Below are 14,938 nucleotides of genomic sequence, written 5' to 3'. Positions count from 1 at the left end.
TAAGCTCCAGCGGGGCAACAGAGCCTGCATTATCGCCGGCCCGGCGCGCTTGCTAGACTGCGGGCATGTTCGCCAATGCCTCGCTCACCGGCAGCAAGCCGGAACAATACGCCCAGCTGCTGGAACAGGCCCGCGGCCTGGTCTACGCCGAGTCCGACCGCATCGCCAACGCGGCCAACCTCTCCGCACTGGTCTATCACGCTCTGCCCGACCTGAACTGGGTGGGCTTCTACCTGTACGACGGCAAGGAACTGGTGGTCGGGCCATTCCAGGGCCTGCCGGCCTGCGTGCGCATCCCGCTGGACAAGGGCGTGTGCGGTGCCGCCGCCAGCCAGCGCGTGACCCAGCGCGTGGAGGACGTCGATGCCTTCCCCGGCCACATCGCCTGCGATTCGGCCTCGCGCTCGGAACTGGTGGTGCCGCTGCTGCGCGGCGATGAACTGATCGGCGTATTCGACATCGACAGCCCGAAAGTCGGCCGCTTCGATGCCGACGACCAAGCCGGCCTGGAAGCCATCGCCCGCGTGTTCGTCGAGGCGCTGGGATGAGCGCACCGAAGCTGCGCAACATCGGCCCGAAGAGTGCGGCGTGGCTGCGTCAGGTCGGCCTGCGCAGCCGCGAGGATCTGGTTGCGATCGGCGCGGTCGGTGCCTTCGTCAAGGTCAAGCGCGCCGGCTTCAAGCCCAGCCTGAACCTGCTCTATTCACTGGAAGGCGCGTTGCTGGACTGCCATTGGCAGGAACTGAGCGAGCCGCAGCGTGAGGCGCTGGTGCAGGATTACGAAGCGCGCATCGCTGCGCATCCGCTGAAGGCGGCCGGCCCCGCTTCGGGCCCGGTGCATGAGCAGCGCTTCGATGCTGACGACGACGCTGAGGACAGCGTGGCCGAGCGCGCGGACGAGGATTGAGGCCTCCGCGTTCCTGGGGATGCCGGCCAGCGGCCGGCACTACCACTGTGATGCGGGATCGGTAGCGCCGGGTCATGCCCGGCGAGTGCGGTCAGGGCTGCTGCAGCTCCAGCAGTTCGCCCACCAGCCCGACCTCGCCGCGCTCCAGCCACACCCGCAGGCGTGTGCCGTGGTCAATACGCAGGGCCCAGCACAGCGACATCGGCAGGCCGCAGACCTGCGACAGCACCATGCGCAGCGGGCCGCCGTGGCTGACCACCAGCGTCGGTACCGGATCGTCATCATCAAGCAGGCGATCCAGCGCGCGCGCGATGCGCCGCTCGAAGTGGCCCCAGCTTTCGCCGTTCGGCGGCGGGAATGCATGCGGGTCGGCATGGAAGGCCGCCAATGCGTCCTCCGGCAGGTCGAACAGCGACTGCCCGTCCCAATCGCCGAAATCCAGCTCTTCCCATTCCTCGTCCGCTTCCACGTCCAGCCCACGCGGCGTGGCCAGGGCCATCGCCGTGTGCAGCGAGCGCAGCCGTGGCGAACTGATCACCCGCTCCCAGGGCTGCGCAGCGTAGGCGTCGACCAGTTCCTGCGGCAGGCGGGCCAGCTGCGGTGGATCACTGCGGCCATCGAGGAACTCATCGCGACCGTTGCCGGCATGGCGGACCAGGTCGAGGATCATGCGTGCGTCCTGTACAGGCAACGCGGGAACAGCGGAAAACGGGCGGACATCGGCAACGGCACCACGGGATCGAGGGACCATTCTAAGGGCACAGCAAAGGCAGTCGAGCAGGCTCGACGCTACGGGCCGCCTGCGATGCCGTAGACTGCGCGCACTTCCAGGTGACCTGCGGCCACGGCCGGCAGGTTGAAACGGGAAGCCGGTGACGCGTGGATCCACGCCAGGCCGGCGCTGCCCCCGCAACGGTAAGCACGTCAGTTCCAGGCAACAACGCCACTGTGCCGCAGGCATGGGAAGGCGCCTGGACGGTGGCCTCGCGCCACCCGGCGGCAAGCCCGGAGACCGGCCAGGAAGCCTCAGGTCGCGATGCGGTGGGCATGGCGCTGGATGACCGCAGCCTGCGCTGCGGCGTCGGCGCATGCCTGCCTTCGCGGCTCCTCCCCTTCGCCACGCGGGCGTGCGTGGCACTTGGAGTCCCCCATGAAGCTGCAGTCCCGAATGCTGTCCCTGGCCGTGCTGGCCGCCCTGCCCGCGCTGGTCCAGGCCGCCGATGACACCACCGCGCTCGACCAGATCCTGGTCACCGCCACCCGCACCCCGATCTCCCTGCAGGACAGCATCGCGCCAGCGCAGGTGATCGACCGCGCGCAGATCGAATCCAGCCAGGCCACCTCGCTGCAGGAGCTGCTGCGCGGCCGTGCCGGCATCAACCTGACCAATGCCGGCGGCCTCGGCAAGCAGAGCTCGCTGTTCCTGCGCGGCACCAACTCGGGCCACACCGTAGTGCTGGTCGATGGCGTGCGCATCAACAGTGCCGACCTCGGCCTGGCCATGTACCAGGACCTGCCGCTGGCGCAGATCGAGCGCGTGGAAATCGTGCGCGGCCCGCAGTCCAGCCTGTACGGCGCCGACGCCATCGGTGGCGTGATCCAGATCTTCACGCGCCGCAACCAGGGTGATTTCGCTCCGCACTTCCAGCTCGGTGGCGGCAGCAACGGCCTGCGCGAAGCCAGCGGCGGCATCGGTGGTGGCACCGAACGCGGCTGGTTCGGCGCCGACATCGCCTACCAGCATTCCGATGGCATCGATGCCTGCCGTGGCTCGGCGACGCTGTTCACCGGTTGCTTCGCCGACGAACCCGACCGCGACGGCTACCGCAACCTGTCCAAGAGCCTGCGTGGCGGCTACACCTTCAACGACCAGTGGAACGTGGAAGGCAGCGCGCTGCGCGCCGACGGCAAGAACCACTACGACGGTTACTACAACTATTCGGAAACCCGCCAGCAGGTGCTCGCTGGCAAAGTGCGCTACACCCCGTCTGAACGCCTGGCATTCACCGCCAACGTCGGCCGCAGTGACAACGAGTCGGACAACTTCGGCGCACCGGGGGTGTTCGGCAGCGCCCAGACCCATCGTGACAGCGCCTCGCTGCAGGGCGACTTCGGCGTGGCCGAGGGCCAGCTGCTGAGTGCAGGCGTGGATTGGAGCGAAGACAACCTGGATGGCAGCAGCGCGGGCTACCTCGTCGACAGCCGTCGCAACACCGGCGTGTTCGTGCAGTATCAGGGCCGCTTCGGCCGCCACCAGCTGCAGGCCAGCGTACGCAACGACGACAACCAGCAATTCGGCAACCACGCCACCGGCAGTCTCGGCTGGGCGATGCAGCTGGACCACGGCCTGCGCGTCAACGCCAGCTACGGCACCGCGTTCAAGGCACCGACCTTCAGCGACCTGTACGACCCGTGGAGCGGCGTGCCAACGTTGAACCCGGAGAAGTCGAAGAGTGCCAACCTCGGTGTTTCGCAGCAGGGCCAGGGCTGGCATTGGGGCCTGGACGTCTACGAGACCCGCATCGATGACCTCATCACCTACGATGCGTCCACGATGAAAATGCAGCAGGTGGAGAAGGCGCGCATCCGTGGTGCCGAGCTGACCGGTGGCGTGCTGTTGGCCGGCTTCGACATCAACGCGCAGCTGAGCTACACCGATCCGCGCAACCGCACCCATGGCAGCACCCAGTTCGACAACTGGCTGCCGCGCCGTGCACAGCAGACCGCACGCCTGGACGTCGACCGCCGCTTCGGCGATTTCCGCGCCGGCCTGACCGTGCAGGGTGCGGGCAAGCGCTATGACGATGCGGCCAACGCAGTGAAGGTCGGCGGCTACGGCACGCTGGACCTGCGCGCGGAGTACGCGCTGACGCCGGAGTGGTCGCTACTGGCCCGTGCCGCCAACGTGTTCGATCGCCGCTACGAGACGGTGGCGTGGTTCAACCAGCCCGGCCGCGAGTACCAGCTGAGCGTGCGTTACCAGCCGAAGTGAGCGCGACGGTCATGGTAGTGCCGGCCGCTGGCCGGCAACATCATGACCTTCGGCAGCGCATCCCGGGTTGCCGGCCAGCGGCCGGCACTACCCATTGCGTCGGCCCGGGTTACCGGCCAGCGACCAGGGATGTCCGTTGCCTCAGCCCTGCAACCCCGGCAGTTCACGCAGGTCGTCGATCACCGCCACCGCCTGTGCGGTGGCCAGGTCCAGGCCACGCGGGTAGCCGTAACGCACCAGCGCGATCGGCATCCCTGCATCTTCGGCGGCGCGGTAGTCGGTCAGCGAGTCACCCACCATCAGGCAGGCGTCGATCGGCAGCCCGAAGTGCGCAGCGATATGCCGCAGCGGCTCACCGCTGGGCTTGCGCTGCGGCAGCGAATCACCACCCAGCACCAGCGCGAACGCATCACCGATGCCCAGGTGCTGCAGCAGCGGCGGCACCAGCGCTTCGGGCTTGTTGGTGCAGATCGCCAGCGGCACATGGCGTGCACGCAGCTGCGTCAGCGCTTCGGCCACGCCGTCGAACAGGCGCGGGCTGCGCAGCAGGCACTCACGGTAGTGCACCATGAACACCGGCATCACCTCGGCCAGGTCCACCTCGCGGCCGGCGGCCTGCACGGCCTGCTCGACCAGGCGGCGCACACCGTCGCCGATCCAACCGAGCACCGTGGTTTCCGGCACGCGTGCCAGGCCGATGTCTTCCAGCGTGCGGTTCAGTGCTTCGGCAATATCGGCAGCGCTGTCGACCAGCGTGCCATCGAGGTCGAACACGACCAGCGGATAGGGATACGACAAGGGAACGGCACCTGTGCGACGTGGGGCCGTCCATTGTACGCCGCAGTATTTTGGGCAGGCCTGCCTCAACCGATCCGGCGCGCGCGGGTAGCCAGGTAGGTGGGCAGATAGCGGTCGATCAGGAAGCGCGGCTGCGGCTGCCAGTCTTCCATGAAGCGATCGATGACGAAGCCGGCATCCAGCTGTCCACCGATCAGTTCGGTCAGGCTGTGGCCGAAGGTCAGCGCATCGCCCCGCGCCAGCTTCGCCTCGCGCTCGGCCGGTGGCAGGTCTTCCAGGTCCGAATAGGGAATGGCGTACTGCGGCCGGATCAGGCCCTGTGCATCCAGCTGCGGATCGCGCGCACCGACGAACAGCACCGGGTTGTAGAAGCTGGCCATCAGCATGCCATCACGCGCCAGCACGCGGCGGCATTCGGTCCACACCGGGCGCACATCGGGCACATACAGGTTGGAGATCGGGTGGAACACCACATCGAAGCTGTCGTTGGCAAACACGTGCAGATCGCGCATGTCGCCCTGCACGGTGCGCAGCTGCAGGCCATCGCGCGCGGCGACCCTGCGGTCCTGTTCCAGCTGCCCGTCGGAGAGATCGAACACGGTGACGTCAGCGCCCGCAGCGGCCAGCACCGGTGCCTGCTGGCCACCGCCTGAGGCCAGGCACAGGATGCGACGGCCGCGCACATCACCCATCCAGTCCAGTGGCAACGCGCGGGGCGTCAGGTGCACCTGCCAGCGGCCTTCGCGCGCGGCGGCAATCGTTGAACTTTCCACCGGGCGCGACCATTCGCGCACTTCGCTGGCCTGGCGGTCCCAGGCAGCACGGTTGTGGTCGATCAAGGCCTGTCCATGGTTCATGTGTTCTCCTTGCCCGGTGGGCGCCAATCCAGATCCTGGAAGGCCGGGCTGGCGAAACACTCGCCCAGGAAATCCAGGAATCGCCGCATGATAGCGGGCTGCTGGCGCCGTGACGCGTACACGGCATGAATGCCGAGTTCGTCCAGGCTGAATTCGGGCAGCAATTCGATCAGCTCGCCACTGCGCAGCAGCGGCGCCACCTGGTAGGTCGGCAGCATGGCGATGCCGGCACCGGCGCGCACCGCCTCCAGCAGCAGCGAGGCCTCGTTGGCGCTGATGTTGCCACCCACCGCCACCGACAGCGAACGACCGTCGCGGTGCAGCTGCCACAGGCTCTTGCCGACGTAGTGGTGGGTCAGGCAGTTGTGCGCGGCCAGGTGCTCGGGAGCGGTCGGTGTGCCACGCGCCTGCAGGTAGGACGGCGTCGCGCACAGCACCGAACGGCAGGTGGCCAGCCGCCGCGCGATCAGGCTCGGGTCGATCTGGCGGGCGATGCGCACCGCCAGATCCACGCGCTCTTCCACCAGGTTCACCGTGCGGTCGACCAGCAGCAGCTCGATGCGCGCCGCCGGATGGCGCGCGACGAAGCCAGCCACCGCCCGTGCCAGATGGCTCTGCCCGAACGAGACGCTGCAGGTCACCCGCAACGTGCCATGCGGCTCGGGATCATCGCTGGCCAGTTCGCCCTGCAGTTCTTCACCGATCGCCAGCATCTGCCGGAAGCGCGCCAGTGCCGCCTCTCCAGGACCGGTCAGGCTGACCCGGCGCGTGGTCCGGTGCAGCAGCCGTGCGCCCAGCCAGCCCTCGACCTCGGCCAGGTAGCGGCTGACCATCGCCCGCGACATGTCCAGCACCTCGGCGGCGGCGGTGAGGCTGCCGCGCTCGGCCACCTCGACGAAGACGGTCATGGCGGTCAATCGGTCCATATGCTCGATCCATGCAACAAACAAGCGCGTTATACGCTGTTTTTCGATCAACTGCAGCAGCCTAGAGTGGCCCCGTTCCCACCCCACACCGCCCCACGGAGTCCTGCCATGAAGATCGCCCTCGTTGGTTCCACCGGCAACATCGGCCGCCAGATCGCCCGCCACGCGCTGGCCCGCGGCCACGAACTCACTGTCATCGTACGCAGCGCGCAGGACCTCCCGGCCGAGCTGGCCGGTGCCCATCCGGTGATCGCCTCGCTGGATGACCAGGACGCGCTGGTTGCCGCCATCACCGGCCACGACGTGCTGGCCAGTGCCTACGGCCCGCGCCCGGGCGATGACATCGGCCGCGTCGGCGAGGTCGCCGCGCAGCTGGCCGCCGCCGCACGCAAGGCCGGCGTGCCCCGCCTGGTGGTGGTCGGTGGCGCCGGCAGCCTCGAAGTCGCACCCGGCGTGCAGCTGGTCGATACCCCCACCTTCCCGGAGGCCTACAAGCCGTACGCACTGGCCCACCGTGAGGCGTTCAACCGCCTGCAGGCGGTGGATGACCTGGACTGGACCTTCTTCTCGCCGGCCGCCGAAATCGGCCCGGGTGAAGAGCGCGGCCAGTACCGCGTACAGCCCAAGGCCTTCCTGGCTGATGCCAGCGGGCACAGCCGCATCAGCTACGCCGACTACGGCGCGGCGTTCGTCGCCGAGCTGGAAGCGCACGCGTATCCGAAGCAGATCATCACCGCGGCGTATTGATCCACGTGCGTCCCTTGCAGCGCCGAGCCCGCGCCCGGCGCTGCGCGAACCTGCAGCCGGGCATTGGCTCGGCTCTACACAAGGAATTCCGATGCGTACCGCTGCCCTGCTGCTTCCCCTCGCCCTGGCCGCCACCTTCACCAGTGCGCCGCTGCTGGCCGCGCCGGCCACCGCAGCGCCGGCCACGGCGACGAAATCCCAGCTGCACCTGCAGACCTTCGATCCCGGCCCGCAGGCGATGTTCTCGGTATCCTCGGTGCTGATCGAAGGCCGCCACGACGCGATCCTGGTCAATACGCAGTTTGGTGCCAGTGACGCGCGCAAGCTGGTCGAGCTGATCCGCGCCAGCGGCAAGCAGCTGACCACCATCTACATCAGCCACGGCGATCCGGACTACTACTTCGGCCTGGCCACGCTGCAGGACGCGTTCCCGCAGGCGCGCATCGTCGCCACTGCGCAGACCGTCGCCCACATCCAGCAGACCCAGGCCGGCAAGCTGGCCTACTGGGGACCGAAGATGGGCGCCGACGTGCCGGCGCGCATCGTGGTGCCGCAGGTGCTGGACGGCGATGCCCTGCAACTGGAAGGCCAGCGCCTGCCGCTGATCGGCCTCGATGGCCCGACCCCGGACCGCACGGTGCTGTGGGTGCCGTCGCTGCGCGCGATCGTCGGTGGTATTCCGGTGGTGGCGGGCGAACACGTGTGGATGGCCGACACGCAGACGCCGAAGTCACATGCCGACTGGCTGCAGACCCTGCAGCGGCTGCAGGCACTGAAGCCGAAGGTGGTAGTGCCGGGGCACTACGCGCCGGGCGCGGCGCTGGATGCCAGTGCGCTGCGCTTCACCGCGGACTACATCCGCGCGTTCGATGCGGAGGCGGCAAAGGCCAAGGACAGTGCGGCGCTGATGAAGGCGATGCAGGCGCGCTACCCGAAGCTGGACGGCGTGGCATCGCTGGAACTGAGTGCGAAGGTGGCCAAGGGCGAGATGCAGTGGCCATGAGGTAGGCGGTTTTCTTTTGCAGGGCTGCGCCCTGCACCTGCAGAGGCAACAGCAACAGCCGAAGCAACAGCAACAGCTGCCTATCTGTGGGATGGCATGTCTCCGCAACCTGTCTGGATGGCATGACCTGCTCTTGGTAGGTGTCGACCTTGGTCGACACGAAGATCAGCTACGTGGGGACTCGTTCGGCCCGTGCTCGAACAATTCGCCCTGCACCATCGGTTCCTTTTCGCGGAAGCCGCCCAGCCCGACGCCGACCAGGCGGTAACGTGTCTCCGCCGGCAGGTCGACGCGGGCGCGCAGGGCCAGGGCGATGTCGCGCAGTTCTTCCATCGATTCCGGCGGGCGCTCCGGGGTGAAACTGCGGGTGAGGATGCGGAACTGCGCGGTCTTCAGTTTCAGCACCACGGTATGGCCGACGCGTTCGGTCTTGCGGGTGGCGTTCCAGGTCTTCTCCGCCAGCTGCACGATGGCCTCACCCAGATCTTCCAGCGGCAGATCCTCGGCGAAGGTGTCTTCGGAGGAAATCGACTGCACCTGCTGGTCCGGCTCCACCGGCCGCTCGTCGATGCCGCGTGCGCGGTTGTATAGGCTGCGGCCGAAACTGCCGAACGCCTCTTCCAGGTCGATCAGTGCCCACTGCCGCAGGTCGCCGCAGGTGACGATGCCGCGCGCGGCCAGCTTGCCTTCCATCACCTTGCCGACGCCGGGCACGCGGTTCACCGGCAATGGCAGCAGGAAGGCGTCCACCCGCTGCGGTGGAATCACGAACTGGCCGTCGGGCTTGCGCCAGTCCGAAGCGATCTTGGCCAGGAACTTGTTCGGCGCGATCCCGGCTGAAGCGGTCAGGTTCGTCTCCTCGCGGATCTGCGCGCGGATGGTGCGGGCGATGTCGGTGGCCAGTTCGATGCCACTCTTCGGCTCGGTCACGTCCAGGTAGGCCTCGTCCAGCGACAGCGGCTCGACCAGGTCGGTATGGCGCAGGAAGATCGCGCGTACCTGTTGTGACACCGCCTTGTAACGCGCGAAGTCCGGCGGCACGAAGATCGCGTCCGGGCACAGGCGCTCGGCACGCACGGCAGGCATCGCCGAACGCACGCCAAACACGCGTGCCTCGTACGAGGCCGCGCACACCACCGAGCGTGCACCACGCCATGCCACAACCACTGGTTTGCCGCGCAGTGACGGATCGTCGCGCTGCTCCACCGACGCGTAGAACGCGTCCATGTCGACGTGGATGATCTTGCGCAGTCGGGTCATGTCAGGCGGAAAGGGCGGGGGCGTGCCGAACGGGCCACACGCCGAAGTATGGTCGTTGCACATCAACAGGATGCGCGTATTCCATTGAAAACACTACGGTTGCGTACGGTTGAAATGTTTGATCGGCGCAGTTTCCACGGGCATCCTCGAGCGCTTGTTTCCCTGTTTCCCCGCTTCCAGGATTGTGCTTCATGACCCGTCTCCACGCGTTCAACCGCGAACAGCTGCTGGCCAGCGCACGCGGTGAACTGTTCGGCACCGCCGCCGGCCGTTTGCCCAACGATCCGATGCTGATGTTCGACCGCATCACCGACATCCGCGAGGACGGCGGACCGCATGGCAAGGGCATGGTACGCGCCGAACTGGATATCCGCCCGGACCTGTGGTTCTTCGGCTGCCACTTCATCGGCGACCCGGTGATGCCCGGCTGCCTCGGCCTGGATGCCATGTGGCAGCTGACCGGCTTCTTCCTGACCTGGCTGGGCGCCCCCGGCAAGGGCCGCGCCCTGGGCTGCGGCGAGGTGAAGTTCACCGGCCAGGTACTGCCGGAGGCCAAGCTGGTGCGCTACGAGATCGACATCAGCCGTGTCATCAACCGCAAGCTGGTGATGGCCCAGTCGGACGCCCGCATGTACGTGGATGACCGCGAAATCTACAGCGCGCGCGACCTGCGCGTCGGCCTGTTCACTGAAACCGGGAGCTTCTGATGCGTCGCGTCGTCATCACCGGCATGGGCATCACGTCCTGCCTCGGCAATGATCTGGATACCGTTTCGGCTGCGCTGCGCGAAGGGCGCTCGGGCATCACCGCCCTGGCCGACCACGCCGAAGCGGGCCTGCGCAGCCAGGTAGGCGGTCGCGTCGACCTCGACCTGGAGGCGCTGATCGACCGCAAGCAGAAGCGCTTCATGAGCGATGCGGCGGCCTTCGCCTACCTGTCCATGCGCGATGCGATCGCCGATGCCGGGCTCAGCCCCGAGCAGGTCAGCAACCTGCGCACGGGCCTGATCGCCGGTTCCGGCGGCGGCTCCAGCGAATGGCAGATCGGCGCAGTCGACCTGCTGCGCGAACGTGGTGTGCGCAAGGTCGGCCCGTACATGGTGCCGCGCACGATGTGCTCGACGGTCTCGGCCTGCCTGGCCACCGCCTACCAGATCAAGGGTGTCAGCTACTCGCTGTCGGCCGCCTGCGCGACCTCGGCGCACTGCATCGGCGCCGCCGCGGACATGATCCGCCATGGCGCGCAGGACATCATGTTCGCCGGTGGCGGTGAAGACCTGCACTGGTCGATGAGCGTGATGTTCGATGCGATGGGTGCGCTGTCGACCAGCTTCAACGAGACCCCGGCCAGCGCCTCGCGTCCGTACGACAAGGACCGCGACGGCTTCGTCATCGCCGGTGGCGGCGGCATGCTGGTGCTGGAGGACTACGACCACGCCGTTGCGCGCGGTGCGCGCATCCATGCCGAGCTGATCGGCTATGGCGTGACGTCCGATGGCGCCGACATGGTCGCGCCGTCCGGTGAAGGCGCGGTGCGCTGCATGAAGATGGCGCTGCAGGGCGTCGATCGTCCGCTTGACTACCTCAACACCCACGGCACTTCCACGCCGCTGGGCGACGTCACCGAGCTCAACGCGATCCGCGAAGTGTTCGGCGATGCGGTGCCACCGCTGTCCTCGACCAAGGCGTTGTCCGGCCACTCGCTGGGTGCGGCCAGCGTGCATGAGGCGATCTACTGCCTGCTGATGATGCGCGATGGCTTCGTTGCCGGTTCGGCCAACATCGGCGAACTGGACCCGAAGGTGGAAAGCTTCCCGATCCTGCGCGAGAGCCGCGAGCAGAAGCTGAATACGGTGATGTCCAACAGCTTTGGCTTCGGTGGCACCAACGCTGCGCTGGTGTTCGGCCGGGTGTGATGGGAAGGCGTGCCGACCAACGGTCGGCACCTACCGGAGATTTGGGGCGTGCCAGCCAAGGTTGGCACCTACCGGGGCGTTTGGGCGTGCCAACCAAGGTCGGCACCTACCAGGGCGTTTGGGCGTGCCAACCAAGGTTGGCACCTACCGGGGCATTGGGTGTGCCGACCCACGGTCGGCGCCCACCGTTACCTCGGCAGCAACGGCAGCAGCAGCGCGTGCGCGTCCACCAGCGAGCCGACGATGCGGTGACCCAGTGCGCGCAGCTCTTCATCCGGATGCACCAGGTCCGGCACCTGGATCACGGTCATGCCGGCAGCCAGCGCTGCACGCGTGCCGGCCGGTGAGTCTTCCAGCGCCAGGCAGCGCTCGGGCACCTGGCCCAGCCGCTGCGCGGCCAGCAGGTAGATATCCGGCGCCGGCTTCGGCCGCGCCACATCACCACTGGTGATCACGGCATCGAAATACGGCAGCAGGCCGGCAGCGGCCAGCTTGCGGTTGGCCCGCGGCTGCCGCGTGGTGGTTGCCACCGCGCGCGGTACCGCGTGCGCTTTCAGCAGCTCCAGCAGCTCCAGAATGCCCGGACGCAGCGGCAGGCCGGTCTGTGTGCGTGCTTCGTACAGCTCATGGCAGCGTGCGGCCACCGCTTCGATCACGCTGTCCTCGATACCCTGCGCACGCAGCAACGCGTGCGTGTCACGGTCACCGAGGCCGACCATGCGCAGGAACACGGTCTCGTCCAGGCCCAGCCCGAATTCGTCGGCCGCCTCGCTCCAGCAGGCCAGCGAGACCCGCTCGCTGTCGATCATCAGGCCGTCCATGTCAAAGATGACGGCGTCGGGCAGGAACGGCAGCGCAGCGATGGTGGTCATGGAGCGAACAGCGTATCCAGATCGGTGGAGGTGAGCTGCCGCCATTGCCCCTCGTCCAGTCCCTGCAGGTCCAGCCCGCCGACGCGGCTGCGGTGCAGGGTCTGCACGCGGTTGCCGGTGGCGGCGAACATGCGGCGTACCTGATGGTAGCGGCCTTCATGCAGTACCAGGCGTGCGCGACGCGCATCCAGCACTTCCAGTTCAGCCGGCAGCAGGGGGGTCTTCTCGGACTCCAGCATCAGCGTACCGCTGGCGAACAACGCCACTTCGTCGCCGCGCAGGTCGTCGCTCAGTTCCACTTCGTAGACCTTGGGCAGCTTCGACTTCGGCGAGATGATCCGGTGCAGCAGGCCGCCATCGTCGGTCAGCAGCAGCAGGCCGCTGGTCTCGCGGTCGAGGCGGCCCACGGTGGACAGCACCGGATCGCGGTCGCGGAAGCGCGGCGGCAGCAGGTCGTAGATCAGGCGGCCGGTGTCCTTGGTCGAACAGGTGTAGCCGGCCGGCTTGTGCAGCGCGATCGACAGCCCCACCGGCGGGTCCAGCGGCTCGCCGTCGACCCGGATCGCCTCGTGCGGCACCCGGTCGTCGGCATACAGCACCTCGCCGTCGGCGTCGGTGACGCGGCCTTCGCGGAACATCCACTGCACCTGCTTGCGGCTGCCATAGCCCAGGTTGGCGATGAGCTTGACCAGCTTCACTTGCCCTTCCCCTTCACCGCTTCCACCAGCTTGAAGCCATCACGCTCGGCGATCACGCGCACCGCGCCAAAGCTCTCGTTGAGCGTGTACTCGTACGGCAGGTGGCGGTTGGCCACCACGTACAGGCGTCCGCCCGGGCGCAGCGCCTGCGCGGCCACGGCGATGAAGCGCTGGCCGATGTCCGGGCGATCGGCGCGCGACGGCGTGTGGAACGGCGGGTTGCTGATGATGACGTCGTAGCCCGGTTCGATACCCGCGGTGACGTCCTGCCACAGGAAGCGCAGCGGCAGCGGGCGCGGCGGCGGCGCCAGGTTCAGTTCGGCCAGGGCCAACGCACGCTGCTCGGCTTCGTACAGATCCAGCGCGGTGATCTTCGGGCAGCGTTCCAGCAGCTCGCGCGACAGGTAGCCATAGCCCGCGCCGAGGTCGGCGGCACGCCCGGCCAGGTCGGCCGGCAGGTGCTCGGCCAACAGCGCCGACGCCGGGTCGATGCGATCCCAGGCGAACACGCCCGGGCGGCTGAGGAAACGGCCGCCGACGATCGGCCGCACCGCATCCAGTGCCGACCAGCGCTTGGCCAGGTCCGCGTCGTGCTGGCCCTGCATCGGGGCGGTCCAGTACACGCGACAGTGGTTCTTGGTCAGGCTGCCGCCGAGGCCGGTCAGTTGCTTCAGGTCACCCTCGCCCGAACGTGCACCTTCGTTGTTGGACTGGCAGGCGACGATGCGGCCGCCGTCGGCGACCAGCGCCAGCGCGCGCGCGAACAGGGCACGGGCCTCCTCGCGCTGGCGCGGCGGCAGCACCAGCACCAGCGGGTAGCGGCCCTTGCCGGCCACATCATCCAGCTGGCCGCTGACGGTCCAGCCGGCGGCCTGCTGCAGCGGCTGCGCGAACGGGGCAAAGCTCTGCTCGCAATGCACTTCGCGGTTGCCGGCCACTTCGCGCAGCGGCCAGCCGTCGCGGGCACGCAGGAAGGCCACCGGGCCCTCCGGCCAGCGCAGGGCGCCTTGGGAGAACGGCAGGAACAGGGTCTGCAGGGGGGCGTCGTCGCTGGAGGCCATCGGCGCGGGTACTTCAAGCGTGAGGGCCGTCCATTGTACCGGCTTGGCCGGGCCGGCCCCGGCGGCCGCTTTGCGAAACCCGAACGGGGCCTTGATCTGCCAGCAACATTGAAACGTTCAGGGTAGAGGCTCCCCCGGAAACCCAGGAGAACCTGCATGCGAGCCTTGTTCGTCGGTGGCGTGGTCGACAACAGTGAAATGGACCTGGAAGGCAGCCATCCGCCCGTGCATTACCCCGAGGACACCGGCGGTGGCCACTCGCGCTACCGGCTACACCAGGTCGGCCATGGTGCCGACGGAAGCGTGGCCTATGCGGTGTACGGCGCACCGGACCTGGCCGACGACGAGGTGGCGAGGGTCGCGGAAGAACGCGCCTACGCGCGCCGGTTCGAGGCGACGCCTACGTTGTTCGAGCATTGATCCCAACAGCCACGCATGGCGTGGCTCTACTGCAACCTCTGGAAAATCCACGCTGTGCGTGGACGGCATGAGGCCTGGCCGATGACGAGGTCACGCACATCCATGCGTGGCCCTTTCCAGTAGATCCACGCCATGCGTGGATGGGGTTGGCAGGTTGCCGTCAGACCCTGGGCGGCAACCTGCGGATGCTGGCGATCTCGTCCAGCCACACGTGGTGCTGCTGCACCGGCGTATCGTAGTCATCCAGCCGCAGCTGGCCGTTGCTGCCTTCGTCGCCGGCCTCGTTGCGGTATTGCTGCACCGTCGGTTTCACGGCGACGGTGCCGAGCAACCGGCGACCATCCTGCAGGGTCAGTTCCACCTGCGTTTCGCCTTCCAGCTGCGGCAGCAGGGCTTCCAGGCGCGCGATCTGCGCCGGATCGGTATGGATGCGGGGAGCTGTACGGGACATCGGCGACCTCCTGCGTGCAGGGTCGCCGATC

Annotated in this window: 17 protein-coding genes and 1 riboswitch; of the genes, 8 read left to right on the top strand and 9 right to left on the bottom strand. The window is 67.9% G+C overall.

The genetic code is table 11. The features are described 5' to 3' along the window. Positions 1–65: 65 nt before the first annotated feature. Both MG068_RS02370 and MG068_RS02365 read left to right on the top strand, forming a co-directional pair. A complete protein-coding gene (locus MG068_RS02370) occupies positions 66–548 on the top strand; it encodes a GAF domain-containing protein (protein ID WP_005407940.1) in 483 nt (160 codons plus the stop codon). Next, a complete protein-coding gene (locus tag MG068_RS02365) occupies positions 545–907 on the top strand; it encodes a TfoX/Sxy family protein (RefSeq protein WP_032128727.1) in 363 nt (120 codons plus the stop codon). Before MG068_RS02370 ends, MG068_RS02365 begins: the two co-directional genes overlap by 4 nt. Before the next feature lie 91 nt (positions 908–998). On the opposite strand, the gene MG068_RS02360 is transcribed toward MG068_RS02365, so the two are convergent. Beyond that, the gene (locus MG068_RS02360) at positions 999–1,577 is read right to left on the bottom strand and encodes a histidine phosphatase family protein (protein WP_032128728.1); all 579 of its coding nucleotides are present in this window, start codon (positions 1,575–1,577) and stop codon (positions 999–1,001) included. Positions 1,578–1,719: 142 nt separating this feature from the next. After that, positions 1,720–1,942: riboswitch (cobalamin riboswitch) on the top strand. A gap of 115 nt (positions 1,943–2,057) precedes the next feature. Between MG068_RS02360 and btuB the strand changes: the two genes are divergently transcribed. Continuing rightward, on the top strand, positions 2,058–3,899 hold the full coding sequence (gene btuB, locus MG068_RS02355) for a TonB-dependent vitamin B12 receptor (protein WP_132809079.1): 1,842 nt from the start codon (positions 2,058–2,060) through the stop codon (positions 3,897–3,899). A gap of 141 nt (positions 3,900–4,040) precedes the next feature. Here btuB and gph read toward each other — a convergent pair whose 3' ends face one another. The 3 genes from gph to MG068_RS02340 form a co-directional block, all read right to left on the bottom strand. After that, positions 4,041–4,697, bottom strand: coding sequence for a phosphoglycolate phosphatase (gph, locus tag MG068_RS02350; protein ID WP_132809077.1), 657 nt, complete (start codon positions 4,695–4,697; stop codon positions 4,041–4,043). A 65-nt stretch (positions 4,698–4,762) separates the two neighbouring features. Then, a complete protein-coding gene (locus MG068_RS02345; protein ID WP_132809075.1) occupies positions 4,763–5,554 on the bottom strand; it encodes a class I SAM-dependent methyltransferase in 792 nt (263 codons plus the stop codon). Beyond that, complete coding sequence (locus MG068_RS02340) at positions 5,551–6,480, bottom strand: LysR family transcriptional regulator (protein ID WP_132809073.1); 930 nt, start codon at positions 6,478–6,480, stop codon at positions 5,551–5,553. Before MG068_RS02340 ends, MG068_RS02345 begins: the two co-directional genes overlap by 4 nt. A 108-nt stretch (positions 6,481–6,588) precedes the next feature. On the opposite strand from MG068_RS02340, the gene MG068_RS02335 reads away from it, so the two are divergent. Then, positions 6,589–7,227, top strand: a complete 639-nt coding sequence (locus tag MG068_RS02335; protein WP_132809071.1) for an NAD(P)-dependent oxidoreductase — start codon at positions 6,589–6,591, stop codon at positions 7,225–7,227. A gap of 91 nt (positions 7,228–7,318) precedes the next feature. After that, the gene (locus MG068_RS02330) at positions 7,319–8,230 is read left to right on the top strand and encodes an MBL fold metallo-hydrolase (protein ID WP_132809069.1); all 912 of its coding nucleotides are present in this window, start codon (positions 7,319–7,321) and stop codon (positions 8,228–8,230) included. 165 nt (positions 8,231–8,395) lie between these two features. Here MG068_RS02330 and dinB read toward each other — a convergent pair whose 3' ends face one another. Then, positions 8,396–9,490 carry a DNA polymerase IV gene (dinB, locus tag MG068_RS02325; protein ID WP_132809068.1) on the bottom strand — a complete coding sequence of 365 codons (1,095 nt, stop codon included), beginning with the start codon at positions 9,488–9,490 and terminating at the stop codon, positions 8,396–8,398. A gap of 191 nt (positions 9,491–9,681) precedes the next feature. Here dinB and fabA point away from each other — a divergent pair, with 191 nt between their 5' ends. Both fabA and fabB read left to right on the top strand, forming a co-directional pair. After that, the gene (fabA, locus tag MG068_RS02320) at positions 9,682–10,197 is read left to right on the top strand and encodes a 3-hydroxyacyl-[acyl-carrier-protein] dehydratase FabA (protein ID WP_005407930.1); all 516 of its coding nucleotides are present in this window, start codon (positions 9,682–9,684) and stop codon (positions 10,195–10,197) included. Continuing rightward, positions 10,197–11,405: a beta-ketoacyl-ACP synthase I gene (gene fabB, locus MG068_RS02315; protein WP_132809066.1), complete on the top strand. Its 1,209-nt coding sequence runs from the start codon at positions 10,197–10,199 to the stop codon at positions 11,403–11,405. The genes fabA and fabB overlap by 1 nt, the downstream gene beginning before the upstream one ends. A 188-nt stretch (positions 11,406–11,593) precedes the next feature. On the opposite strand, the gene MG068_RS02310 is transcribed toward fabB, so the two are convergent. Genes MG068_RS02310 through MG068_RS02300 form a run of 3 tightly spaced genes read right to left on the bottom strand, consistent with a single transcriptional unit; the run spans position 11,594 to position 14,036 of the window. Then, complete coding sequence (locus tag MG068_RS02310; protein WP_049398344.1) at positions 11,594–12,277, bottom strand: HAD family hydrolase; 684 nt, start codon at positions 12,275–12,277, stop codon at positions 11,594–11,596. Then, positions 12,274–12,975 (bottom strand): pseudouridine synthase, encoded by a 702-nt coding sequence (locus tag MG068_RS02305; protein WP_132809064.1) that lies wholly within the window; start codon positions 12,973–12,975, stop codon positions 12,274–12,276. The genes MG068_RS02310 and MG068_RS02305 overlap by 4 nt, the downstream gene beginning before the upstream one ends. Then, complete coding sequence (locus tag MG068_RS02300; protein ID WP_049395664.1) at positions 12,972–14,036, bottom strand: class I SAM-dependent methyltransferase; 1,065 nt, start codon at positions 14,034–14,036, stop codon at positions 12,972–12,974. The genes MG068_RS02305 and MG068_RS02300 overlap by 4 nt, the downstream gene beginning before the upstream one ends. Positions 14,037–14,192: 156 nt before the next feature. On the opposite strand from MG068_RS02300, the gene MG068_RS02295 reads away from it, so the two are divergent. Continuing rightward, on the top strand, positions 14,193–14,456 hold the full coding sequence (locus tag MG068_RS02295) for a hypothetical protein (protein ID WP_005407925.1): 264 nt from the start codon (positions 14,193–14,195) through the stop codon (positions 14,454–14,456). A 160-nt stretch (positions 14,457–14,616) separates the two neighbouring features. Here the strand turns inward: MG068_RS02295 and MG068_RS02290 are convergent, their stop codons facing one another. Beyond that, complete coding sequence (locus tag MG068_RS02290; protein ID WP_032128738.1) at positions 14,617–14,907, bottom strand: DUF3247 family protein; 291 nt, start codon at positions 14,905–14,907, stop codon at positions 14,617–14,619. Positions 14,908–14,938 lie beyond the last annotated feature (31 nt).

It is taken from the genome of Stenotrophomonas sp. ASS1 (assembly GCF_004346925.1).
GTDB classification, from domain to species: domain Bacteria; phylum Pseudomonadota; class Gammaproteobacteria; order Xanthomonadales; family Xanthomonadaceae; genus Stenotrophomonas; species Stenotrophomonas maltophilia_A.
The sequence above is the reverse complement of the archived record's forward strand: the minus strand, read 5'-3'. Positions and strand labels throughout refer to the sequence as shown.